The sequence below is a fragment of the Actinomadura craniellae genome, assembly GCF_003289645.1.
Classification (GTDB): Bacteria; Actinomycetota; Actinomycetes; order Streptosporangiales; family Streptosporangiaceae; genus Actinomadura_D; species Actinomadura_D craniellae.
The window spans coordinates 1-25,071 of sequence record NZ_QLYX01000013.1 but is presented as its reverse complement, the minus strand read 5'-3'; the positions used below and the strand labels follow the sequence as shown (position 1 = coordinate 25,071).

The window sequence follows — 25,071 nt, the reverse complement described above, 5'->3', positions numbered from 1 at the left end:
TCACTGAGTGGCACTGGCCCGAAGCCCCGTTCCCGGGCCGCCTGCGCGGCCCGGGGACGGAAGGGCTCAAGCCCGCGCGGCCCGGGGAACGGGTGGGCTCAGCGGAGGTCGCCGGTGGTCATGCCGTGCGGGGCGGACGGGAGGGCGACCAGGCCGAGTTCGGTGCGGCTGGCCAGCAGCGGGTTCCGGGGTACCACCCGGACGCTGTAGCCGAAGGCGCCTGTGCGGTCCAGCGGGACCTCGCCGACATAGCGCCGCCGGCCGTTCTCGGTCGTCTCGACGTCCACCAGTTCCCGGTAGACCGGCTCGACCAGGGTGTCGCTCTCGTCCACCCGGCCGTAGGCCACCTCGACCGCGGCGTCGTCGGGCGACAGGTCACCGAGTTGGACGAGCGCCTGCACGGTCAGCCGGGCGCCCACCTCGGGGCTCTCGGCGCCCGAGGTCTCGACGTGGTCGACCACCACACCGGGCCAGGACTTGGCCACCCGCTGCTTCCACTCGGCCAGCGCCCGGGCGCCGGCGTAGGAGTCGGCCGCCATCACCCGCGCCGCCCGGCCGGCGGGGGCGTACAGGGTCTCGGTGTAGTCGCGCAGCATCCGGGTGGACACCACCTTCGGGCCGAGCGAGGCCAGCGTGTGCTTGACCATCTCCAGCCAGCGCCGGGGCAGCCCGGACGAGTCACGGTCGTAGAACATGACCGAGACGTGGTCCTCGATCAGTTCGTACAGCGCGGCGGCCTCCAGGGTGTCGCGGCGGTCGGCGTCGCCGAGCCCGTCGGCGGACGGGATGGCCCAGCCGTTCTGCCCGTCGTACCACTCGTCCCACCAGCCGTCGCGGATCGACAGGTTGAGCCCGCCGTTCAGCGCCGCCTTCATGCCGGACGTGCCGCACGCCTCCAGCGGGCGCAGCGGGTTGTTCATCCACACGTCGCAGCCCTGGACGAGCATCTGCCCCAGCGCCATGTCGTAGTCGGGCAGGAAGACGATGCGGTGCCGCACCCCCTCGCGGTCGGCGAACCGCACGATCTCCTGGATCAGCCGCTTGCCGCCCTCGTCGGCAGGGTGCGCCTTGCCCGCGATCAGGATCTGCACCGGCCGCTCGGGGTCCAACAGCAGCGCGCGCAGCCGCTCGGGGTCGCGCAGCATCAGGGTGAGCCGCTTGTAGGAGGGCACCCGGCGGGCGAACCCGATGGTCAGCACGTCGGGGTCGAGCGCGTCGTCCACCCAGGTCAGCTCGGCCTCCGCGGCGCCGCGCTGCCGCCAGGACTCGCGCAGCCGGCGGCGGGCGTCGCGGACCAGCCGGTCGCGCAGCACGCGCCGCACCCGCCAGATCTCGCCCTCGGGCAGTGCCTCCGCGCCCGCCCAGCCGCCGCGCGCGGACCGGGCGACCAGGTCGAGCATCTCGCGGGCCACCCAGGTGTCGGCGTGCACACCGTTGGTGATGAAGCCGATCGGTACCTCGTCGAGGTCGAACCCGCCCCACAGCCCGCCGAACATCTCCTGGCTGACCCGGCCGTGCAGTTCGCTGACCCCGTTCACCCGCTGGGCCAGCCGCATGCCCATGACGGCCATGTTGAAGACGGTGCGGTCGCCGTCCTCGTAGGTCTCGGCGCCCAGCCCCAGCACCTGGTCCACCGGTACCCCGGCGGCCTCGACGTCGCCGCCGAAGTACTTGTGGATCAGCTCGCGGGGGAACCGGTCGATGCCCGCCGGAACCGGGGTGTGGGTGGTGAAGACGGTGCCCGCCCGGATGGCCTCCAGCGCCTCGTCGAAGGACAGGCCCGCCTCGGCGATGAGCTCGCGGATGCGTTCGAAGCCGAGGAACCCGGCGTGCCCCTCGTTGGTGTGGAACACCTCGGGGGCGGGGTGGCCGGTGATCCGGCAGTAGGCGCGGATGGCCCGCACCCCGCCGACGCCCAGCAGCATCTCCTGGAGCAGCCGGTGGTCGGTGCCGCCGCCGTACAGCCGGTCGGTGACGTCGCGGGCGGCGGGGTCGTTGTCCTCGACGTCGGAGTCGAGCAGCAGCAGCGGCACCCGGCCGACCTGGGCCACCCACACCTGGGCGTTCAGGTGCCGCCCTTCGGGCAGGTTGATGGTGACGCGCACCGGCGACCCGCCGGGTTCGCGCAGCGGGGTGAGCGGCAGCCCGTTGGGGTCGATCGGCGGGTAGTGCTCCAGTTGCCAGCCCTCGCGTGACAGCGACTGCGAGAAGTAGCCGTGCCGGTAGAGCAGGCCCACCCCGACGATGGGCACGCCCATGTCGCTGGCGGTCTTGAGGTGGTCGCCGGCCAGGATGCCGAGGCCGCCGGAGTACTGGGGCAGTGCCGCGGTGATGCCGTACTCGGGCGAGAAGTAGGCGATCGCCGCGGGCGCGTCGGCCAGCGACTGGTACCAGCGGGGCGCCGTCAGGTAGTCGCGCAGGTCTTCGGCGTCGTGGCGCAGCCGGCGCAGGAACTTGCGGTCGGCGGCGAGCGCCGCGAGGCGGTCCGGCGAGACCTCGCCGAGCAGTTTCACGGGGTCGTGCCGGACGGCCTCCCACAGCTCGGGGTCGACCGCACGGAACAGGTCCAGCGTCTCGTGGTGCCAGGACCAGCGCAGGTTGAGGACGAGCTCTTCCAGCGGCCGCAGCGGTTCGGGCAGAACGGTTCGTACGGTGAATCGTCGGATGGCCTTCACGTTCAGTCACGCTATGCGGTCACACCCGCTGCTCGCGACCGCGGGGGGCCATCTGGCCCCATGGGGTTAGCGAAGAGTGCCGCCCAGGTTCGATCTTGCGGCCTGTTGCGGCCATCCGGGCCGTCGCCACCAGCGTCGCTGTGGAACGGACCACCGGTGGTGGAGACGTTGCCCAAACTTAACGAACGGTACGGGGCGGTAACGGCCGGATCCCGGGCATGGTCACGTCTGGAGCACACCGACCGGGGTGAACCACAGCAGCTATTTAATCCGTTTTGACGCCTTTGGAGCGGTTAGAGGTGAGGCATGCCAGTTGAGTCGGGGACCGGGTCGGGTACGAGGAACCAGCGGACACCCAAGTCGAGAGCGAAGCCGCGGCCGAAGAAGCCTCCCGCGCCGGAGATCATCGGCCGGATCCCGATCCTCGACGTCGAGCCCACCGTCCAGTGCGGGCGCTGGCCGGCCAAGACCATCGCCGGTGAGACCGTGGAGGTCTCCGCCACCATCTTCCGCGAGGGGCACGAGATGCTCGGCGCGGCCGTGGTGCTCCGCTCCCCCGACGGCGAGGCCGGCCCGCTGATGCACATGGCCGAGGTGACCCCCGGCACCGACCGGCTGGCCGCCGAGGTCACCCCCACCAAGCCGGGCGACTGGCAGTTCCGGATCGAGGCCTGGGGCGACCCGATCGCCCACTGGCGGCACGACGCGGAGATCAAGGTGCCGCGCGGCCAGGACGCCGACCTGATGTTCCTGGAGGGCGCCCGGCTGTTCGAGCGCGCCGCCGCGCAACTGCCCGGCAAGGACCGCCCGACGCTCACCCGGCTCGCCCGCGACCTGGTGGACGAGACCATCCCGGCACTCGACCGGCTGGCCGCCGCCGGCTCACCCGACGTCCTCGACCTGCTGCTGCGGCACCCGCTGCGGGAACTGGTCACCACCACCGACTGGTTCCCGCTGACCGTGGACCGCGAGCGCGCGCTGTACGGCTCCTGGTACGAGTTCTTCCCCCGCTCCGAGGGGGCGTCCTTCGACCCGATGGGCCGCCGGGGCCCGATGTCGGGGACGTTCCGGACCGCGATGAAGCGCCTGCCCGCCATCGCCGACATGGGCTTCGACGTGGTCTACCTGCCGCCGATCCACCCCATCGGCCAGGTGTTCCGCAAGGGGCCCAACAACACGCTCAAAGCCGGTCCGTACGACCCGGGCTCCCCCTGGGCGATCGGCTCGGCGGAGGGCGGGCACGATGCGATCCACCCCGATCTGGGCTCCCTGGAGGACTTCGACGCGTTCGTCGGCTACGCGGGCGACCTGGGGATGGAGGTGGCCCTCGACCTGGCGTTGCAGTGCTCCCCCGACCACCCCTGGGTGACCGAGCACCCCGAGTGGTTCACCACCCGCGCCGACGGCACCATCGCCTACGCCGAGAACCCGCCCAAGAAGTACCAGGACATCTACCCGCTCAACTTCGACAACGACCCCGAGGGCATCTACCAGGAGGTGCTGCGGGTCGTCCGACACTGGATGGACCACGGCGTACGGATCTTCCGCGTCGACAACCCGCACACCAAGCCGGTCGGGTTCTGGCAGCGGCTGCTGGCCGAACTGCACACGACCGACCCCGACGTGCTGTTCCTGGCCGAGGCGTTCACCCGGCCGGCCATGATGCACACCCTGGCCAAGGTCGGCTTCCACCAGTCGTACACCTACTACACCTGGCGGAACTCCCGGGACGAGCTCCAGGACTACCTCACCGAGCTGAGCGGCGACGCCGCGAAGTACATGCGGCCCAACTTCTTCGTCAACACCCCCGACATCCTCAACGAGTACCTGGTGCACGGCGGCCGGCCGGCGTTCGAGATCAGGGCGATCCTGGCGGCCATGCTGTCGCCGACCTGGGGTGTCTACTCGGGCTACGAGCTGGTGGAAAACACGCCGGTGCGGCCGGGCAGCGAGGAGTACCGCGACTCCGAGAAGTACCAGTACCGGCCGCGCGACTGGGAGGCCGCCGAGAGCGAGGGCACCTCGCTGGCCCCGCTGCTCACCCGGCTGAACGAGTTCCGTCGCAACCACCCCGCCCTGCAACGGCTGCGCAACCTGCGGTTCCACCACGTCGACCAGGGGGAGATCATCTGCTTCTCCAAACGGCTGGTCGACGACGTCGTCCTCGTGGTGGTGAACCTCAACCCCCATCAGGTACGCGAGGCGACCGTGTACCTGGACATGCCCGCCCTCGGTCTCGACTGGTCCGACGAGTTCACCGTCGTCGACGAGCTCAGCGGGGAGTCCTACCAGTGGCGGGAGGCCGACTACGTGCGGCTCGACCCGCATGTCCAGCCGGCCCACATCTTCACCCTGCAAAGAGGCGAGAGTTGACGACTTCCCACTCCTCACCGCCGGGCCCGGCGGCGCCCTACCCGGGTGCCGGCGCGCCGGGCGGGCTCGACGGTGTACCCCGCCCCGACGACCCACCGGCCGAACCGCCGATCGAGGCCATGCCTCCGCTGGTCGAGCCGGTACCCGACACCTTCAACCAGGACACGCCCGGCGACCCGTACTGGTACAAGCGGGCCGTCTTCTACGAGGTGCTGATCCGCGGGTTCCGCGACTCCGACGGGAACGGTACAGGCGACTTCCGCGGCCTGATCGCGCAGCTCGACTATCTGCAGTGGCTGGGCATCGACTGCCTGTGGCTGCTGCCGATCTACGAGTCGCCGCTGCGCGACGGCGGGTACGACATCAGCGACTACACCCGGATCCTGCCGGAGTTCGGCGACCTCGGCGACTTCGTGGAGCTGATCGACCAGGCGCACGCCCGGGGCATCCGGGTCATCGCCGACCTGGTCATGAACCACACCAGCGACCAGCACGCCTGGTTCCAGGCGTCGCGGTCGGACCCCGAGGGGCCCTTCGGCGACTTCTACATGTGGGCCGACACCGACGAGGGCTACCCGGACGCGCGGATCATCTTCGTCGACACCGAATCGTCGAACTGGACCTACGACCCGGTGCGCGGCCAGTACTACTGGCACCGGTTCTTCTCCCACCAGCCCGACCTCAACTACGACAACCCGGCCGTGCAGGACGCCATGCTGGAGGTGCTGCGGTTCTGGCTGGACCTGGGCATCGACGGGTTCCGGCTGGACGCGGTGCCGTACCTGTACGCGCGGGAGGGCACCAACTGCGAGAACCTGCCCGAGACGCACTCCTACCTCAAGCGGGTGCGGGCCGAGGTCGACCGGCTCTACCCCGACCGGGTGCTGCTGGCCGAGGCCAACCAGTGGCCGGCCGACGTGGTGGAGTACTTCGGCGACCCGGCCACCGGCGGCGACGAGTGCCACATGGCGTTCCACTTCCCGGTGATGCCGCGCATCTTCATGGCGGTCCGGCGGGAGCAGCGCTACCCGATCTCGGAGATCATGGCCCAGACGCCGAAGATCCCCGAGAACTGCCAGTGGGGCATCTTCCTGCGCAACCACGACGAGCTCACGCTCGAAATGGTGACCGACGAAGAGCGCGACTACATGTACACCGAGTATGCCAAGGACCCGCGGATGAAGGCCAACGTGGGCATCCGCCGGCGGCTCGCCCCGCTGCTCGACAACGACCGCAACCAGATGGAGCTGTTCACCGCGCTGCTGCTGTCGCTGCCCGGCTCGCCCGTCCTCTACTACGGCGACGAGATCGGCATGGGCGACAACATCTGGCTGGGCGACCGGGACGGGGTGCGTACCCCGATGCAGTGGACGCCCGACCGCAACGCGGGCTTCTCCGGCTGCGACCCCGGCCGGCTCTACCTACCGGTGATCATGGACCCGATCTACGGGTACCAGGCCATCAACGTGGAGGCGCAGCAGAACAACCCGGGCTCGCTGCTGCACTGGACCCGCAAGATGATCGAGATCCGCAAGCGGCATCCGGTCTTCGGCCTGGGTTCCTACGTGGAGCTGTCGGCGTCCAACCCCAGCGTGCTGGCGTTCGTCCGGGAGTACGGCGACGACCGGGTGCTGTGCGTCAACAACCTCTCGCGTTTCCCGCAGCCGGTGGAGCTGGACCTGCGACGGTTCCAGGGCTCCACCCCGATCGAGTGCATGGGCGGCGTGCGGTTCCCGGCGGTCGGAGAGCTGCCGTACCTGCTGACCCTGCCGGGGCACGGTTTCTACTGGTTCCTGTTGCCCCCCGCCCCGCCGACCGCCCCCCGTGGAGAAGAGGTGAAGTGACCCGTGCGGGCGCCCGAACGACTCGAAGAGTCGCTGGCCCGATGGCTCCCCCAGCAGCGCTGGTACGCCGGGAAGGGCCGCGAGATCGGCGATGTCACGATCGTGTCGGACACCGAACTGGTGATCGGCGACCCGGGGCTGCGGCACCTGATACTCGCCGTCCGCCAGGGCGACGTCGTCGACCACTACCAGATGCTCCTGGGCACGCGGTCGGAGCTGCCGCGCCGGCTGGAGTACGCCGGGATCGGTGACGAGGGGCCGTTCTCCTACGACGCGGTGCACGACCCCGAACTCACCCGGGTGCTGCTGCGCCGGCTCGCCGAGGAGGCCCGGTCCGGGCCGCTGGCCTTCCGCCACTCCCCCGGGTCGGAGATCGAGACGGACCTCGACAGCCTGGCCAGCCCCGCCGAGCAGAGCAACACCTCGCTGATCTACGGCGAGACCTACGTCTGCAAGCTGTTCCGGCGGATCAGCCCCGGGCTGAATCCGGACCTGGAGCTGAACCGGGGGCTGGCGGAGGCGGGCTGCTCGCACGTCCCGCAGCTGCATGGCTGGATCGAGATGGAGCTGGCCGGTGAGACGACCACGCTGGCGATGTTGTCGGAGTTCCTGCGGGCCGCCACCGACGGCTGGCAGCTGGCCACCACCAGCGTCCGCGACCTGTACGGGTCCGCGGAACTGCCCGCCGACCAGGCCGGCGGTGACTTCTCCGCCGAGGCCGAGCGGCTCGGCGCGGCCACCGCCTCCGTCCACAACGACCTGGCGGCGGCCTTCGGGGTGGCCGAACTGCCGGTGGGCGAGGTGCGGGAGATGGCCGAGCGGATGCACGACCAGCTCGCCGAGGCGTGCGCGGTGGTGCCGGCGCTGAAGCCGTACGGGGAACGGATCGGCGCGGCCTTCGACGACCTGGCGAAACGGGCCGAGCCGATGCCGGTGCAGCGGCTGCACGGCGACTACCACCTGGGCCAGGTGATGCGCACCAGCAGCCGGCCCGGCGCCGACTGGGTGCTGCTCGACTTCGAGGGCGAGCCGGCCCGGCCGCTGGCCGAGCGGCGCAACCGCGGCCACCCGCTGCGGGACGTCGCCGGGATGCTGCGTTCCTTCGAGTACGCCGCGCGGTTCCTGCTGCCCGGGTACGACGACGAGGACAGCGGGCTGGAGGCACGGGCGCACGAGTGGGCCGACCTCAACCGGTCGGCCTTCTCCCGGGGGTACGCCGCGGCGGGCGGGCCGGATCCGGCCGCGCACCGCGCGCTCACCCGTGCCTTCGAGTTCGACAAGGCCGTGTACGAGGTGCTGTACGAGGCGCACAACCGCCCGGACTGGCTGCACGTCCCGCTCGGCTCGCTGGCCCGACTGACGGCATGAGACTGCATACCCGCAGGTAACCCGATGGGCGTCCGGGGGACGGGTGGCCGGATCCGGCCACCCGGAGACGCCGACTCCGCGTGACCGGGCCGTGCCGCCCGGTCGCCGGGCCGGTGATGGCGCTCTAACCTGCTGGAGCGGTACCAGGTGCGTAGTAACCCCTGCGTCACCTTAGGGAGTGCTCCCGCACATTCACCAAAACATCATGAGACGACCCGACATCTAAGTGGTCAAGCCAACAACGTCCCACGGGGGCTCCCATGCACACTCCTGATCCGCTAGTGCGTGCCACCAGCGGCGCGAGGACCACTCCCGCACTCCACCGCCACCGATTGGACCTGTCCCGGCGCCGCACCCAGTGGCCGACGGTGACGGCAATGATTCCGACCCTTAACGAAGCCGACAACCTGCGCTGGCTGCTGCCGCGACTGACCGCCGTGGACGAGATCGTCATCGTGGACGGGGAGTCCACCGACGGCACCGTGGAAATCGCCCGGCTGCTCCGCCCCGACGCCCGGATCATCGTCGAACCGCCCACGGGGAAGGGCACCGCCATGCGGACGGGGATGGCCGCGGCGACCTCCGACGTGATCATCATGCTCGACGCGGACGGCAGCATGGACCCCGCCGAGTTCGACGCCTTCCTGGCGCTGATCTGCCGCGGGTTCGACTTCGTGAAGGGCACCCGGTACGGCTGCGGCGGCGGCTCCGACGACCTGACGGGGCTGCGCCGGCTGGGCAACTCCCTCCTCACCCGGCTCGCCAACCTGCTGTACCGCCAGCACTGGTCCGACCTGTGCTACGGCTACGTGGCGGTGCGCCGCAGCGCGGTCGACCGGCTGCGGCTGGAGTCCACCGGCTTCGAGATCGAGACCGAGATGTGCGTCAACGCCGTCCGTGCGGGGCTGCGCATCGCCGAGGTCGCCAGCCACGAGACCGAGCGCCGGTTCGGCGAGTCCAACCTCAACACCTTCCGCGACGGCTGGCGGGTGCTGCGGACCATGGTGCGGCTGCGCTTCGCCGGGCCACTGGACCGCGAGCCCGCCCGGACCCCCTCCGGCCGGCGCTTCACCACGCTCGGCACCGATTCGCGGGGCGCGGAATGAAGGTCACGGCGATCCGGCCGGACGACCTGGGCGCCGCCGAGATCGAACGATGGCGGGCCATCCAGGCGACCGACCCGGCCCTGGCGAACCCGTTCCTGGCGCCGGAGTTCACGCTGGGAGTCGGCCGGGTGCGTCCCGCCGTCCGGGTGGGTGTGGTGGAGGACGGCAGTGACATCATCGCCTTTCTGCCCTTCGAGCGGGGGCCGCTCGGCGTCGGCCACCCCGTCGGGTTCGGCCTGACCGACCTGCAGGGCGTCATCGCCCCGCCCACCCTCGGCTTGAACGCGCGGACGCTGCTGAAGGGCTGCGGGCTGTCCGTGTGGGACTTCGACCACGTGCTCGCCCACCAGCCCACGTTCCGTCCCTACCACACGGTGCGCCGGGTCGAGCCGATCATCGACCTGAGCCCCGGTTTCGACGTCTACCTGGAAGAGGCGCGCCGGGCCGCGCCCAAGACGCACAAGACGATCCGCTACAAGGAGCGCAAGCTCGGCCGGGAGGTGGGCGAGTTGCGGTACGAGTTCTCCTCCGCCGACCCCGCCGACCTGCGCCGGCTGATGGACTGGAAGTCCGACCAGTACACCCGCACCGGCCGCACCGACCGGTTCGCCCGCCCCTGGATCGTCACGCTGGTCGAGCACTTCCACCGCACCGGCTTCGGCGTGCTGAGCGTGCTGTACGCGGGGGACGAACCGGTGTCGGCGCACCTCGGGCTGCGCAACGGCGGCGTGATGGCCGGCTGGTTCCCCGCCTACGACCCGCGGTTCGGCAAGTACTCCCCCGGCATGATCGGGCACCTGCGGCTGGCCGCGGGCTGCGCGGCGGACGGGATCACCGAGATCTTCATGGGCCGGGGCGGCAAGGAGTTCAAGGAAGGGCTGAAGAGCCGCGAGATCCCGATCGCCGAGGGCCGGGTGGCCCGGCCTTCGCTGGGCGCCGGGCTGCACTGGGCGCGCACCACCCCGCTCAACAAGGCCCGCGACGCGGTCCTGAAGAACCCGAAGCTGTACGCGCGCGCCGACCGGGTGCTCAAGACGTACGCCCGGCTGCGCGGAGCCCGATCATGAACGTGACGCCGCTGCACCCGGTGACGATCAGCGTGGTGATCTGCGCCTACACCGACCGGCGCTGGGACGACATCCACGCCGCGGTGGCCTCGGTCCGGGCGCAGACGCACGCCCCGCACGAGATCGTCCTCGTCGTCGACCACAACCCGGCGCTGCAGGCCCGGCTGGCCGACTCGCTGCCGGACGTGGTGGTGGTCGCCAACCGGGAGGACCGGGGGCTGTCCGGCGGCAAGAACACCGGTGTCGCGGTGGCCCGCGGCGAGGTGGTGGCCTTCCTCGACGACGACGCGGTGGCCGCCCCCGGCTGGCTGGCCGCCTTCGCCGCCGGCTACGACGACCCGGCGGTCGCCGGGGTCGGCGGGCTGACGCTGCCGCTGTGGCCCGGCTCGACCACCTCGGCCGAGCTGGTCTCCGCGCCGGTGCCCGCCTCGACCGGCCGCCGGCCGCGCTGGTTCCCCGAGGAGTTCGACTGGACGGTCGGCTGCACCTACCGGGGCCTGAAGCCCGGCCCGGTGCGCAACGTGATGGGCGGCAACGCGTCGTTCCGGCGCGAGGTGTTCGCCGTCGCCGGCGGGTTCAGCAGCGGCATCGGCCGCACCTTCCACAAGCGTCCCCTCGGCTGCGAGGAGACCGAGTTCTGCATCCGGCTGCGGCAGCGCAGGCCGGCGGCGGAGCTGCTGTACGACGACCAGGCGATCATCTGGCACCGGGTGCCGGTCGAGCGCGCCCGGTTCGCCTACTTCCGGGAGCGCTGCTACGCGGAAGGGCTGTCGAAGGCCCTGGTCACCCGGAGCGTGGGCGCCCAGGACGGGCTGGCCAGCGAGCGTGCGCACGCGCTGAAGACCCTGCCGCTGGGCGCGCTGCGGGGGCTGGGCGCCACCCTGCGCGGCGATCTGGCCGGCGCCGGCCGGGCCGCCGCGATCACCGTCGGGCTGGCCTGGACCGCCTGGGGGTACGGCATCGGCAGCACCGCCGGCGCCCGGACCGCGAGGGCCGCCCGGTGATCCCCGTGCTGATGTACCACTCGATCCACGCCCGGCCGCCGGCCGGGACCGCTGATCTGGCGGTGCATCCGGAGGCGTTCGCCGACCAGATGGCGCTGCTCGCCGAGCGGGGCTTCACCCCCGTCCCGTTCTCGGCGCTGGACACGCCCGCCCGCAAACCGATCGTGATCACCTTCGACGACGGCTACGCGGACTTCCACGACCACGCGCTGCCGGTGCTGGCCGGGCGGGGTTTCCCGGCCACCGTCTTCGTGACCACCGGCTGGCTGGCCGACGCCGGGGCCGACGCCGCGGGCCGGCCGCTGGACCGGATGCTCTCCTGGGGGCAGGTCCGCGAGGCCGCGGCGAGCGGCATCGAGATCGGCGGCCACAGCCACAGCCACCCGCAGCTCGACCAGTTGCGCGACGCCGCGCTGCGCGAGGAGCTGACCCGGAGCAAGGGTCTGCTGGAGGACCGGCTGGGCCGCGAGGTCGCCACCCTGGCCTACCCGTACGGGTACTCCAGCGCGCGGGTGCGCCGGGCCGCCCGGCGGGCCGGGTACACCGCGGCCTGCGCGGTGGCCAACGCACTGGCCGGTGCGCGGCGCGACCCGCTGGCCGTACCGCGGCTGACGGTGCGCGCGACGACCTCGCCGGAGACGTTCGCCCGGGTCGTCGAGGGCCGGTCGGTGACCCGCACCTACCTCAGGGACCGGATGCTCACCAAGGGATACGCCGTGGTCCGGCGGTCCCGCTACGCCGCCGGACGGGTGACCAGCCGATGACCGGGAAGACCGCCCCCGCGCCGCCGTCGGCGGCCGCCCGCCGGTTCGCGTCGCTGCGCGGCGAACTGGACAACCCGCTGTTCCGCAACGCCTACGCCCTGATGATCAACGGCGGGCTGACCGGGGTGCTGGGGCTGGGCTTCTGGGCGGTCGCCACCCGGCTGTACCCGCAGGACGTCATCGGCCGCAACACCGCCGAGATCAACGCCATCATGTTCATCGGCGGCCTGACCATCCTCAACTACATGCTGCTGCGGTTCATCCCGCAGTCGGGCCGCTCGACCGCGTCGCTGGTGCTGCGCACCTACGCGGTGGGCTCGGTGGCGGCGGTCGTGCTGGGCACCGGCTTCCTGTTCACCCTCGACTGGTGGGGGCCCAACTACGCGCACCTGGACGGGCCCGTCCCGGGGCTGCTGTTCCTGGTGTTCATCGCCGCTTGGAACGTCTTCACCCAGCAGGACGGGGTGTTCACCGGGCTGCGCCGGGCCGGCTGGGTGCCGGTCAAGAACACCGCCTACGGCGCCGCCAAGTTCGCGCTGCTGGCCGGGACCCTGGTGATCATGCCCGCCGACGGCATCGTGCTGGCCACCATGATCCCGGTGCTCATCGCGATCATCCCCGGTGACCTGCTGATCTTCAAACGGCTGATCCCGGAGCACGTGCGGCGCACCGACGGCATGCACCGCACCCCGACCGGCCGGGAGATCAGGCGCTACCTGGCCGGCGACTACGTCGGCACGATGTTCTCGCACGCGGCGTTCAACTTCATCCCGGTGGTCGTCGCCGTCCGGGTCAGCGACACCGCCAACGCCAGCTTCGCGATGGCCTGGATCCTCGGGCTCATGCTGGAGCTGTTCGCCCTGAACATGGCGATGTCGCTGACCGTCGAGGGGGCGTTCGACACCACCCGGCTGGCCGAGACCTGCCGGGCCGCGCTGCGGCGGACCGTCATGCTGGCGGTGCCGGCGACGCTGGTACTGGTGCTGATCGCCCCGTACGTACTGCAGATCTTCGGGCCCGCCTACGCCGACCAGGGCGGGCCGGTGCTCCAGTTGCTCGCCCTGGCCACGCTGCCCAAGGCGCTGATCGAGCTGTACATCGGGGTGCTGCGGGTGCAGTCACGCACCCATGTGGTGGCGCTGTTGCAGGCCGTCCGGTTCCTCGGCGTGCTCATCCTGATCCTGCTCTTCCTCGACAGCGATCATCTGGCCGCCGTGGGCTGGTCCGTGCTGGCCGTGCAGAGCGCGGTCGCACTCGCCGTGCTGCCCGCATTGCTGCGGGCGGCCCGGATTCCCTCTTCCGCTGACGACGCAGGCCGGGGTATGTCTTGATCGTGACGGTCCGCGAAGCGCCGGACGCCGAGTCCGCGCCTCCCTCCGCGACACCCACCGCGGCCCGCAGCCGGCCGGTGGTGCTGGTGGGCCTGCTGGTGGCCCTCGGCCTGGCGCTGTACTGGGCACCGCTGCGCGGGCTGGACCTCGACGCGATGAACGGGTACGGCCTGATCTCCATCCTGCCGCCGGCCACGCTGGCCGGGCTGGTGGTCCTGATCGCCGCCTACATGATGACGCTGGCGATGAGCCGGCCGCACCGGCTGCTGCTGCTCGCGCAACTGGTGCTGGCGGTGTTCGCGCTGCACGGCATCACCCAGGTGGTGGAGCCGTACGCCCGGTTCCCCACCGCCTGGACGCACGCCGGGTTCATCGAGTTCATCACCCGGACGCAGACGGTCGACACCGGGCTCGACGCCCGGTACAGCTGGCCCGGCTTCTTCGCCCTGGTCGCGTTCCTGATGAAGGCGACCGGCCAGCAGGACATCGAGCCCTGGCTGCGCTGGGCGCCGCTGGTGATGAACCTGGCCTTCCTGGCGCCGTACTACCTGATCCTGCGGGTGATGCGGGCGACCTGGCGGGCCAAGTGGTTCGCCGCCTGGCTGCTGGTGGTGGCCAACTGGGTGGGCCAGGACTACCTGGCCCCGCAGGCGTTCGGGTTCCTGCTCTACCTGCTGTTCGTGGCGATCCTGGTCAACTGGTTCCGGCACCAGGACGACGTCCGGCGCCGGACCTTCCAGGAGGGCCGCCGCCGCACCGCCGAGACCCGGGAGCGCACCGGGCCGCGCTGGGCCGTCTACAACACGATCTTCGGCTCCAAGGACCCGGGCGAGCTGCCGCCCCGGGAGGTCGGGTACCGCGAGCACGTCATCCTGCTGTTCCTGGCCACCGGCCTGCTGCTGGTCGCCACCGTGAGCCACCAGCTCACCCCGTTCCTGATGATCATCGCCTGTGCCGGGCTGGTCGTCATGCGCCGCTGCTCGGCCCGGGGGCTGCCCATCCTGGGCGGGGTGATCTTCGTGGCGTGGGTCAGTTTCATGACCGTCGTCTACTGGGCGGGCCGCAAGCAGGAGCTGTTCGGCAGCCTGGGCAAGGTCACCGAGAACGTCGGCGGCAGCGTGGCCGGGCGGCTCAACGAGGTCAACCCGCAGGTGACCCAGGTGCAGCAGCTGCGCATCGCGCTGTTCCTGCTGGTCTGCGGGCTGGCCGCGCTCGGGCTGCTGCGGCGCCGGCACCGGGGCATCGACGACCGGGTGGCGCTGGTGCTGTTCGTGGTGCCGGTGACCTCCTTCGGATTGCAGAACTACGGCGGCGAGATCGCGCTGCGGATCTACTTCTTCATGCTGCCGGGGGCGTGCCTGCTGGCCGCGTACCTGTTCTTCCCGCAGCCGTTCGACACGCCCGCGGTGCGCGACCCCCGGGTGCGCATCCGGCTGGCCCGGCTGCGGGCGGGGCCGCGGCGGCACTGGCCGGCGGTGGCGCTGGCGACGGTCTTCGCGTTCCTCCTGTGCGGCGGCTTCATGGTCGTCCGGTACGGCAACGAGAAGTACGAGCAGATCCGCCCGGCCGAGGTCCGCGCCTACGACACGGTGCTGCGGCAGACCCCGCGCACCGTCACCCTGGTGTGGCTGACCGCCGACGACCCGTCGGTGAGCATCACCCCGGTCGCGCCCTGGGGTTACCGGAGCATGGAGCGGTTCGACTACCGGCCGGTGCGGGCGACGAACAACCCCACCGACATCGCCGCGATCGTCGCGGCGATGCGCTCGGTGGGGCCGCACGGCTACTTCATCACCACCCGCGGGCACGAGGCGTTCAACGAGCTGACCGGCGGGCTGGGCGGGAACCACGCCGACCGGATGCGGAAGACGATGGCCGCCTCCCCCCTGCTGCGGACGGTCTACTCCCACCCGGACGCGGCGGTGTTCGCGCTGCGCCGGCCCCCGAACTCGCCCGAACCGCAGCCGGTCCGGCCGCCCGAGGGGGTGCTGATCGGCTCCACCCCGTGGACGCCGGCCGGGCTGGTGTACGTCCCGGTGCTGCTGGGCGTGCTGGTCGCCCGGGAGATGCGCCGGCTGCGGCTGGCGCCGGGCGAGTACCACCGGCTGCGCCCGCTCACGGTCCTGACGATCCCGCTGCTGGTCGGCGTGCTCGCGGTGATCATCGAACGTTTCATCGTCATCAGCTGATCGTGGAGAAATGATGTCCGATGCCCCCGCGGTGACCATCGTGGTCCCCACCCGCAACCGCAGCGCGCTGCTGGCCGAGACCCTGGCCTCCCTCCTCGACCACGACTACACCGGCGACCTGACCGTGCTGGTGGTGTTCGACCAGAGCACCCCCGACCCGGGGCTGGTCCTCGACCGCCCGGGGCGCCGGGTGCGGGCGATCGCCAACTCCCGCACACCCGGGGCGGCGGGCGCCCGCAACACCGGGATCCTGGCGGCCCGGACGGAACTGGTCGCGCTCTGCGACGACACCGACCTGTGGCTGCCCGGCAAGCTGAACGCCCAGGTCCCGCTGTTCGACGACCCCGCCACCGAACTGGTGGGCTGCGGCCTGCGGCTGTTCACCGAGGACACCCGGTTCGACCGGGCGGTGGCGTCCACCCGGGTGTCGGAGGCCAACCTGCTCAACGGGCACCTGCCGGCGCTGCACCCGTCGGGGTTCGTGCTGCGGCGCTCCGCCGCGGTCGACGGGTTCGGGCTGTTCAGCGAGGACATCCCGGGCAGCTACGGCGAGGACTACGAGTTCCTGCTGCGTGCCGCGGCGAGCTCGCCGGTGCGCAACCTGCCGACGATCGGGGTGGCCATCCGGATGCACAAGGAGTCCTACTTCTCCGCGGCCGACAACGGGCCGGTCATCGCCGAGGCCGGGCGGTGGCTGCTGGACCGCTACCCGTTCCCCCGGGCGGGGTACGCGCACTGGGCGGGCAAGGTGGCGTTCGCCGAGGCGGTCAGCGGGGCCCGGGGGGCGGCGGTGCGCTGGGCGGGCCGGACCATGCTGCGCCGCCCCTACGACCCGCGGGCCGCGCTGGCGCTGGCGGTGGCGACCGGGGTTCCCCCGCGCTTCGTGCTGCGGCAGCTCGACCGGATGGGGCGGGGGCTGTGACGTTCCTGATCCTGCTGGTGATGCTCGTCGTGCTGACGGCGTGCTTCTCCCTGCTGCTGCCGGGGATGGACCCGGCGGGCCGGGCGATCGTCTCCGCGGCCGCGGCGGTCTGCATCCTCACCCTGATCGCCCAGGCCATGCTGACGTTCGGCCTGTGGTCCCCCGGGGCCGGGCTGGTCGTGGCCGGCGTGGTCTGCGCGCTGCTGGCCGGGACCGGCCGGGTGCTGCACCCGCGCTCGGCACGCCCGGCCGCCCCGTCCCGCCCGGCCGCTCCCCCGGCTCCCGAACCGCAGCCGGAGCCCGCCAAGATCACCCGGCATGACGGCGTCCCCCTGCCGAAGCGCTCCGAGGACGGCGAGGAGTGGATCTACCGCTCCTGATCCGCGGGGTCCTGCCCGGCGCGGCCCGGTGGGGCATCCGCCACGCGGTCACGCCGTGCCGGCGAAAGTTCACGCCCCGGCCGACCGAAGGCGGCCGACCTGGGAAGGTCCGGGAACGTGGAGTGGGACGTGGGCATGGACGCGGTGTACGTGCCGGCGGAGCGGTACGCCGCGGTGGCGCTGCTGCTCGGGCTGGTCGGCGGCTTCGGCTTCATCCGGACGAGCACCCGCATGATCCGCGCCCGGGTGCGCTGGTGGCCGGGGAACGTCTCGGCGGGCGGGGTGCACCTGCACCACGAGTTCTTCGGAATGCTGATCATGCTGGTGGTGGGCGCCGTCGAGTTCGGCGTGCCGCTGCCCGCGCAGTGGCGGGTGCCGCTGGCGCTGCTGTTCGGGATCGGCGCCGGCCTGGTGCTGGACGAGTTCGCCCTGCTGCTGCGACTGCGGGACGTCTACTGGACCAGGGAGGGCCAGGCGTCGATCGACGCCGTCGTGGTGGCGGTGCTGATCACCGGGATGCTGGTGGTGGGCGCGATCCCGTTCGGCATCGAGGACCTGCGAGGCACCCACGCCGCGGCCCGCTGGGCGGCGATCACCCTGGTCTGCGGGAACCTGGCGTTCACCCTGCTCACCGCCTACAAGGGCAAGCCCTGGCTGGCGCTGCTGAGCGTCGCCCTGCCACCCGCCGGCTGGGTGGGCGCGTTCCGGCTGGCGGCGTCCACCAGCCCCTGGGCCCGCCGCCGCTACCGCGCCCGCCCCCGGAAGGCGGCCCGAGCCGCCCGCCGCACCACCCGCTGGCACCGCCGAAAGGAACGCCTGGTCGTCCTCGTCGGCGGCGCCCCCGACGACCTGCCGGACCCCGACGGCGACGGGCGCCGCGGCACCACGGCCTCCCCTGACGGCGGGTGCCCCGAAGAGACGCCGTGAAGAACCCGCAAGCGGGTTCCGCCGCGTTCACCTGCCGGATCACAGCGCGCACCCACCGGAATTCGGGTTTGCCGAAATTGAGGTGATACGGCGGTCGCTGTCTGGGGCGGCTGCAATCATCGTGCGCATGTCGACACTTCCCGCCGATCCCTCCTCATCCGCGCTGTACCTCGACTGGGTGCGGGTCCACGCCCCGGAGTGGGAGAAGGACGCCGAGCGCCTCCTGGACAAGGTGCGCGAGGGAATCGGACGCGCTTACAGCAAGCCCGGGCGGTTCATCGACGACATGAAGATGCACGCCCGGCAGCTGCCCGCCGAGCATCTGCCCTGGTTCTGGGACACCGTCGGGCAGCGGCTCACCACGCGCACCCCCCGGCCCGCCGGAACCGCCTACGGGCTGGCCCGCGAGGCCGAGCGCGAGCACCGGCTGCCGATCGACCCCGACCACCACCTGGCGAACGCGCTGCGGTTCGCCCGGGCCGGGGCGCTGGCGGGCAAGGAACTGCGCGCCCACCAGCAGTGGCTGGCGGGCGCCTTCCCCGCCGGGCGGGCGCACGAGGAGTTCCTGCGGTTCGTCCGGGCGTGGAGCGCGAGCGGCGCGCCTCCGGCGGCCGACCTGCACACGCGGCTGCGCGCGTCCGCCAGGGCGGCAGGTCTGGGCGACGACGAGGTCGCACGCGTGCTGGCCGAAATGCTGGCCGGGGCCAAGGGCGTCGAAGTGCCGAACGGGCTGCTGGACGGCGCCGCCAAGCTGTTCGCCACATTCCCGGTCGACGACGGGGTGCGGCAGGCCCTGGTGGATCTGTTCCCGCCCACCAACACCGACGGCGCGGCGTTCCTGCGGCTGTTGCTGGCCAGCGGCACCGTCGCGGCGATGGCCGACGGCAAGGTGACCCCGGACGGCGGCCTGGCCCGCTGGCTCGGCCGCTACACCTACCACTACTCCTACCAGCGCGCGTCCGGCGGCGCCATGCAACGCTCGCTGCCGGACGAGCTGTACGAGGTGCTGCCGCGGCTGGCGCCGCGGCTGCGCGCCGCCGGCATCCCCGTGCGGCTGCACGAGAGCCGGTACCGGATCACCAACTTCGACGCCGACCTGGTCGACGCCTGTCTGGCCGAGGGCATCACGGTGGAGGATCCGGGGCCGGACGTGCGGCTGGACCTGTGGGGCGACCGCTCCCGCCGCGACCTGAAGGCGCTGGCCGCCCATCCCGTGCTGGGCCGGCGCCTGGAGGGCACGGTGCACGCCCGGCGGGGCCCCAGCGCGAGCGGCACGGCCATCACCCACCTCGCCGACACCCCGCAGATCGCCGACAGCGTCCGGGAACGCGTCACGCACCTGATCGGCCACGTCGCCGGCGGCGCCCTCGGCGCGGCGGAGCGGGCGGTCGACGCCCTGGACGGCCTGCTGGACACGCCGACCGCCCTGGCGCTGGACGGCATCGACGAGGCGCTCGACCCGCTCGACCTGACGGGCCCGCTGCTGCGCACGCTGCGCGCCGGCCTGCCGGACGAGCTGGGCTGGCCCGCGCTGGACGAGGCGGCGGCCGAGCTGACCGCCACGGGCGCCGACATCGAGGGGGTCACCTCGACCTGGCCCGTGCTGACGCTGTTCTCCACCGACCGGGCGATCGCCGTCGACCACCGGGGCAGGCGCGGCGAGTGCGCCTTCTCGGTGCCCGAGGACGCGGCCATGCGCGTGGTGTTCCACGTCGGCGGCGACTTCCTGGTCGGGTGGTCCGGGAAGGACCAGTCCCGCGCCGACCAGGCGTACTGGGCCAGCGCACCCCAGGCGGTGTTCGCGTCCGACGACCTCTGGGGCATGAGCCCGGCGTCCGGGCGGTACCGTGCGTTCCTCGGCCACCAGCCGGAGACCGCCGACGGCGGCGGGCGCCACGACGGCCGGCGCGCCCTGCGGCCCGGGGACCGGTCCGGCCCCGGCTGGCAGCCGTTCGAGCTGCTCGGTGACGGCACCGGCCTGTGGACGGCCCCCGAAAGCCTCGCCCGGGACGAGGGCTGGCAGGAGGTGGATCCGAAGACGGGCGAGACGCGCGAGGCGCGCTCGCTGCCCGCGTTCTTCGCCACGCCGCCGCCCGACGGCATGGCCTGGGCGTATGAGCTGCTGTCCCTGACCCGGCTCCCGGAGGGCGTGACCGGGTCGCCGCTGGGCCAGGCCGAGGGCCTGGCGGGGTTCCGTGTCACGCATCCCGAGACCGACCGCGGCCGCCACCCCGGCAGCCACACCCTGGAGGGCGTCGACGGCCGGCGCGCCCGGCTGCCGCGCACCAAGGACGGCGGGGACCCGTGGGGGATCATCCGGCTGCCGGACGGCCCCGACCTCGTCACCGGAACCGGCCGTGAGACGTCCCTGGAGGTGTCCTGCCGTGACGCCGAGGACGGCTCGCTGCTGTGGGAGGTGCGCGGCTTCGCGGGCGTCCGCCCGCGGCACGGCCGGACGGTGTTCCCGCCGCCCGCGTTCTGGCACTTCCTGCGGCCCCGCGACCCCGGCTCGTCGCGCGCGCTGCGCCGGGCGACCCCGGCGGCCGTGCGGGAATTGCTGGACGCCGCGCGGCACGGCACCACGGGCGTCCGGGAAGCCGTGGCGCGCGTGCTGCCCGAGGTCACCGACCGGCGCGTCGCCGACGGCGTGACGGCCTTCGTGGAACAGGCCGCCGCGGTGCTCCGGCGCCGCGAACGCCTCTCCCGCCGGGTGGCGACGGTCCGGTCCGGTGCGCTGGTACGGCCGCCCGCCGAGGCCCCTGACGCGCACCTGCTGGCCGCGCTGCGCGGGTTGATCCTCGGCAAGGTCCCGCACCAGCCGACGGCGCAACCGGCCCTGGTCACCGCCGTCGCCTCCGACGGCCGGTACCTGGACGGCGGCGTCGACGACCGGGTGCGGTGGCTGAGCCGCCCCGCCGCCACCGAGGACTGGACGGTGCTGCTCGGCCGCATCGACGCCGTGGCCTGGCGGCTGCTGGCCGCCCCCACCTCCGACCAGGACCGCGCGGCCCTCGTCGCGCTGCTGCGCACCTGGGCCGAGCAGCCGTTCGCCCGGCCGGGCTCCTGGCGGGTCGGCTCGGCCACCGGCGCCGCCCTGGCGCCGCTGGGCGAGGCGGGGCATGCTCTCGTGACCGGTTCCCCGGCCGGCTCCCTCGCCCCCGACCGCTCCTACCGCTTCGCCCAGCGCGCGGACTCCCCCGTGCCCCCCGGCGCCGACGACGTGCAGACGGTCACCGTCGACCGCGACGACTCGACCCGGCTGCGGCGGCTGCTGGAACTGCTGGACGAACGCGGGCCGGTCCCGTTCGGCGAGGCGGCGGTCGAGGCGTTCGCGCGCCGCACCGGCGTGCGGCGGGCCGTGGCCGCGCTGGCCCTGGCCGGGCTGCCCAGGAAGGCCGAGTTCGGCGGCGACCTGGTCACCCGGTACGAGGCGCACAAGAAGATGCTGCGTGCCAAGCCGTTCCAGGCCACCGGGCAGGCCGCCGACGAGGCCGAGTCGCTGTCCCGCGAGCTCGGTGTCGCCGGGCGGCTGCGGGTGCTGGCCGCCGCGATGCCCGACGACCCCGCCGAGCTGTGGGCCGGCGGCGGTCTCGTCGCCGCCGCCGAGCGCATGGCCGGCGAGTGGGCGCGGCTGCTGGGCGCCCAGGCGGGCATCGACGAGGCCACGGCCACGCAACTGGAGAAGGATCTCGGGCTGGGCTCCGACTGGGCCGCCGCGCTCGGCGATCCCGCGGCCTCGCGGCTGGCGACCCGCGACGTCCGCCACGTCCTGGTGGCGAACACCTACGGCAGCCAGGAGACGCACCTGCCGGGCGAGGACGGCGAGATCAACCTCCGGACCCGTGACCGCGGCACGCTCTACCCCTCGCTGGGCGCGCTGCTGATCTGGGCGCTCACCCAGCGCCCGGTCGGCCATCCGGCCATCGCGGGGGTTCCCGAGCTGCACGACCGGCTGCGCGCCCGGCTCGACAACCCCGACCTCTTCCTGCCGCTCGGCCTGGTCCGGATCGGGAGCGGTCACGAACAGCTGCGTGCGCTGTTCGGCCCCCGCACCGTCCCGGTGCGTCCCGCCGACAAGCCGTTCAACGACCGGGCCCGCGAGCCGCTGGCCTACGACGACGGCCTGCTCGTCGTCGACGGGCAGTCCAACCTGCAGTCACCGTACCTGCGGCCCGCCGGGTTCGCCGACCCGGGCGCGGTGGAACGGGTCGCCCGGCTGTGCGCCGACCATGGTCTGCCCGACCTGCTGCGCCAGGTCAGGCAGTTCGAGGTCCTCTACAACGGCGGCCTGGCGCGCATGGTGGCGCGCGCCGCGAACACGCCGGTACCGCCCGGCGGCTACGAGGCCAACCCGCTGCTGAGCGTCCCGGACCTGGTGGACGAGGTGGCCAAAGCGCTGCGGGCGAGCCGGGACGCGGCCGCCCTCTACCTGCAACTGCTCACGCTGGCCCGGCCCACCGACCGCAACGTCCGCACCTGGAACGGCTGGACCGCGGCCCGGCACAAGGCCGCCCAGGCCGAACTGCTGGAACGCGAGGCGGTCGTCCAGGACAAGCGCCCGCGCGCCGGGCGCACCACGTTCATCCCCAGCGGCTGGACCGAGGTGAAGGCCCCGCACCTCCCGCTGGAGACCTACAAGCTCGACCTGCACCTGGCCGCCGTGAACTCGCAGAAGGAGGTCAACGCGCCCGTCACCCGCCTCCTACCGCCCAAGCCGCTACACGAGATGTTCACCGAGACCTGGCGCGGCCGCTGACCTTCGGTGACCGCGAGTACCCATGACACTCGGCTTAGGGCCTGTCTCGAAGTGAGGTCACAAGCCCCTGCGGTACCGCCAACGGCTGGGCCCGCCCCGCTCCCTTGCCGACGTGATCGTTGAGGATGTATGCGCCCGGTGACGGGCTTTTGATCAGGTCGGCGGGGTGGCCGGATCTTTCGCGAGTGAACCAGGGCCAACAGCACCCTGCCCACTTCGAAACACCCCTTAGCAGCGCATAACTACAACTTTCTTTTAGTTTCACGCCAGCCGTGAACATGAAACTAAAAGAAAGTTGTAGTTACACGTCGCGCTCGCCGTTCGGGCGCGGCCCTCGCGGGGACGAGCGGCTGTGCCAGAGGAGGCGTCAGGGGCGGTCGAAGGTGAAGGGGAGGTGCTTGATGCCGTTGTCGAAGTTGTTCGGGAGATCGAAGCTTGCGTTCGTGCTGCCGTCTCAAGGGGGAGGACACGACCGGCGGCTGATCCCTGATCGATCAGGCACGGTTCTCCCGGCTGCGGGTGTATTCGGTGGCGAGGCGGTCGAGTGGGAGGGCGGGCCAGCGGGTGAGGCGGCCGGTGCGTTTGTCCACGATGAGGACGTGTTCGCGGCCGGTGGGGTGCTGCCGGGCCTGGTAGTGCCAGGGGGCGGGCCAGGCGACGTGGCCGCCGGGGATCTCCTGGATGCCGACGAGCACGCTCGCGCCGCTTGCGGCCAGGGCGTTCTCGGCGCGGCGCCAGGCTTCGGCCCGGTCGAGTTCGACGGGTCCGGGCAGGTAGGCGGCCAGCACCTCGGCGATCCGGCGCACGGTGGGGCACACCCGGGACGTCCCGCAACTGCGGCAGACCGGGGTCCGGTGCGGGCCGGGCACGTACCGGTGGACCTCCAGCACGGCACCCAGCGCCACTGCGGTCGCCAGGAGGTTCCGCCGAGCGTGCCGCACCAGGTGGGCGGTGTACCGGTCGGCCGGGACGTTCGCCAGGACGGTCTCGGCGCCCGCCGGGTCGGCGCGCATCGCGGCGGCGGCCATCTGCTCCAGCGTGAGCCGCATCCGCTCGTGCAGTTCGGCCGGGGGCGGCGGCATCGCCCTCACTCCGCGAAGAACGCGGTCACGGTCCGGCCCGACACCCCGCCGCACCACCGCCACCAGGTGGCGTACGCCGCCACCGTGAGCAACCCCCGCCCGCCCTCGGCGAGCGCGTCCAGGGTCTCCCCCACCGTCCGGGCCACGGGCTCACCCGGCCCACCCTGATCGGTGACCGCGACCGCCACACCCCGCCGGCAACACCGCAACTCCACACCGACGGCCCCGCCCGGACCCCCGGACGCGGTATGCCGGATCGCGTTGGCCACCAACTCGGTCACCACCACCAGCACGTCCCCCAGCACCGGCCGCCCGTCCAGCAGCACCTTCGCGAAGTCCCGCGCACACCGCGCCTGCACCTCGACCCCGGGAAACGTCCGCCGCCAGCGCATCACCGCCGAGACGTCCTGAAGCACAGATGGGGCTCCATACCTCAGTGGGCTGATCCGAGCGGCTTGATCGTCCATGTCCACGGCATGACTCCTGCGAATGGGGGCTTTGATCCGCATGGCCACTGATCAAGTGACACACTGCGCTCTGTGTTGGAATCATCACCCTAGCCAGGACCATTTTGCAACTCCCACGAGAGAACTCCCATAAGATTCTTTGGCGGCGATCGCCGCAGCCATGCTTAGGAAGGAAGAGTCCCAACTTGATCAGCTACAGCCCGACTCTGCGCCGTCGCCGCCTCGCCACGCTCCTGCACCGCCTCCGGGAGGAAGCCGGGCTCACGGCGGAGGAGGCCGCCACGGAGCTGCGCAACATGGGAGGCCGGTGGTCAAAATCCAAGATCAGCAGAATCGAGGACCCGCGCTACCCGGCTCCCAGCCCACGTGACGTCCGCGACATGCTTGAGGTCTACGGTATGCCCGACGAACGTCGGCGCGACGCCTTTTTCCAGCTCACTGCCGATGCCGCCCAACAGGGGTGGTGGACCGCCTACAAGGACGTCCTTTCCGGAAGCTACATCGACTTCGAGGCGGAGGCATCCTCGATCCGGACCTTCGAGCCCCTGGTCATCCCCGGCCTGCTCCAGACCCCGGCCTATGCAGCCGAGATCATCAAGGCTGGTCTGGTACGTGACCCGGCAGAAATCGAACGCCGGGTCGGCCTCCGGATGAACCGACAGAAAATCCTCGACCGGACCAGACCACCCTGAGGTTCCCCCCGTTGCACGGACACCTGCGGTGAGGTCACTCGGCGGTGTCTGAGGGCAGGTTGAGCCCTTCGAACGTGACGGGGCTGTGCATCCCGATACTGGAATGACGCCTGTAGGGATTATA

General features: G+C 72.2%; 17 protein-coding genes. 14 read left to right on the top strand and 3 right to left on the bottom strand.

Features of this window, described 5'->3' with window-relative positions:
- Nucleotides 1-98 precede the first annotated feature (98 nt).
- Nucleotides 99-2,675, bottom strand: a complete 2,577-nt coding sequence (gene glgP, locus DPM19_RS24625; protein ID WP_111870395.1) for an alpha-glucan family phosphorylase — start codon at nt 2,673-2,675, stop codon at nt 99-101.
- A 402-nt stretch (nt 2,676-3,077) separates the two neighbouring features.
- On the opposite strand from glgP, the gene DPM19_RS24620 reads away from it, so the two are divergent.
- The 13 genes from DPM19_RS24620 (at nt 3,078) to DPM19_RS24560 (ending at nt 22,706) form a co-directional block, all read left to right on the top strand.
- Complete coding sequence (locus DPM19_RS24620) at nt 3,078-5,048, top strand: alpha-1,4-glucan--maltose-1-phosphate maltosyltransferase (protein WP_199485280.1); 1,971 nt, start codon at nt 3,078-3,080, stop codon at nt 5,046-5,048.
- A 119-nt stretch (nt 5,049-5,167) separates the two neighbouring features.
- On the top strand, nt 5,168-6,892 hold the full coding sequence (gene treS, locus DPM19_RS24615; protein WP_111870595.1) for a maltose alpha-D-glucosyltransferase: 1,725 nt from the start codon (nt 5,168-5,170) through the stop codon (nt 6,890-6,892).
- 3 nt (nt 6,893-6,895) lie between these two features.
- A complete protein-coding gene (locus DPM19_RS24610; protein ID WP_111870393.1) occupies nt 6,896-8,260 on the top strand; it encodes a maltokinase N-terminal cap-like domain-containing protein in 1,365 nt (454 codons plus the stop codon).
- A 260-nt stretch (nt 8,261-8,520) separates the two neighbouring features.
- Complete coding sequence (locus tag DPM19_RS24605) at nt 8,521-9,366, top strand: glycosyltransferase family 2 protein (RefSeq protein WP_111870392.1); 846 nt, start codon at nt 8,521-8,523, stop codon at nt 9,364-9,366.
- A complete protein-coding gene (locus tag DPM19_RS24600) occupies nt 9,363-10,433 on the top strand; it encodes a GNAT family N-acetyltransferase (protein ID WP_111870391.1) in 1,071 nt (356 codons plus the stop codon). The genes DPM19_RS24605 and DPM19_RS24600 overlap by 4 nt, the downstream gene beginning before the upstream one ends.
- Nucleotides 10,430-11,437, top strand: a complete 1,008-nt coding sequence (locus DPM19_RS24595; RefSeq protein WP_111870390.1) for a glycosyltransferase family 2 protein — start codon at nt 10,430-10,432, stop codon at nt 11,435-11,437. Before DPM19_RS24600 ends, DPM19_RS24595 begins: the two co-directional genes overlap by 4 nt.
- The gene (locus DPM19_RS24590; protein WP_233510717.1) at nt 11,434-12,201 is read left to right on the top strand and encodes a polysaccharide deacetylase family protein; all 768 of its coding nucleotides are present in this window, start codon (nt 11,434-11,436) and stop codon (nt 12,199-12,201) included. Before DPM19_RS24595 ends, DPM19_RS24590 begins: the two co-directional genes overlap by 4 nt.
- A complete protein-coding gene (locus tag DPM19_RS24585) occupies nt 12,198-13,532 on the top strand; it encodes a lipopolysaccharide biosynthesis protein (RefSeq protein WP_111870389.1) in 1,335 nt (444 codons plus the stop codon). Before DPM19_RS24590 ends, DPM19_RS24585 begins: the two co-directional genes overlap by 4 nt.
- A gap of 2 nt (nt 13,533-13,534) precedes the next feature.
- Nucleotides 13,535-15,721, top strand: a complete 2,187-nt coding sequence (locus DPM19_RS24580; protein ID WP_111870388.1) for a hypothetical protein — start codon at nt 13,535-13,537, stop codon at nt 15,719-15,721.
- Between the two features lie 13 nt (nt 15,722-15,734).
- Nucleotides 15,735-16,643 (top strand): glycosyltransferase family 2 protein, encoded by a 909-nt coding sequence (locus DPM19_RS24575; RefSeq protein WP_111870593.1) that lies wholly within the window; start codon nt 15,735-15,737, stop codon nt 16,641-16,643.
- Nucleotides 16,640-17,023: a hypothetical protein gene (locus DPM19_RS24570; RefSeq protein WP_111870387.1), complete on the top strand. Its 384-nt coding sequence runs from the start codon at nt 16,640-16,642 to the stop codon at nt 17,021-17,023. The genes DPM19_RS24575 and DPM19_RS24570 overlap by 4 nt, the downstream gene beginning before the upstream one ends.
- Before the next feature lie 117 nt (nt 17,024-17,140).
- Nucleotides 17,141-17,950 (top strand): hypothetical protein, encoded by an 810-nt coding sequence (locus DPM19_RS24565; RefSeq protein ID WP_111870386.1) that lies wholly within the window; start codon nt 17,141-17,143, stop codon nt 17,948-17,950.
- Nucleotides 17,951-18,077: 127 nt separating this feature from the next.
- On the top strand, nt 18,078-22,706 hold the full coding sequence (locus DPM19_RS24560; protein WP_146778983.1) for a hypothetical protein: 4,629 nt from the start codon (nt 18,078-18,080) through the stop codon (nt 22,704-22,706).
- A 494-nt stretch (nt 22,707-23,200) separates the two neighbouring features.
- On the opposite strand, the gene DPM19_RS24555 is transcribed toward DPM19_RS24560, so the two are convergent.
- A complete protein-coding gene (locus DPM19_RS24555; RefSeq protein WP_111870384.1) occupies nt 23,201-23,788 on the bottom strand; it encodes a hypothetical protein in 588 nt (195 codons plus the stop codon).
- A gap of 5 nt (nt 23,789-23,793) precedes the next feature.
- A complete protein-coding gene (locus DPM19_RS24550; RefSeq protein WP_233510715.1) occupies nt 23,794-24,204 on the bottom strand; it encodes an ATP-binding protein in 411 nt (136 codons plus the stop codon).
- 236 nt (nt 24,205-24,440) lie between these two features.
- Here DPM19_RS24550 and DPM19_RS24545 point away from each other — a divergent pair, with 236 nt between their 5' ends.
- Nucleotides 24,441-24,947: a Scr1 family TA system antitoxin-like transcriptional regulator gene (locus DPM19_RS24545; RefSeq protein ID WP_111870383.1), complete on the top strand. Its 507-nt coding sequence runs from the start codon at nt 24,441-24,443 to the stop codon at nt 24,945-24,947.
- Nucleotides 24,948-25,071: the final 124 nt, after the last annotated feature.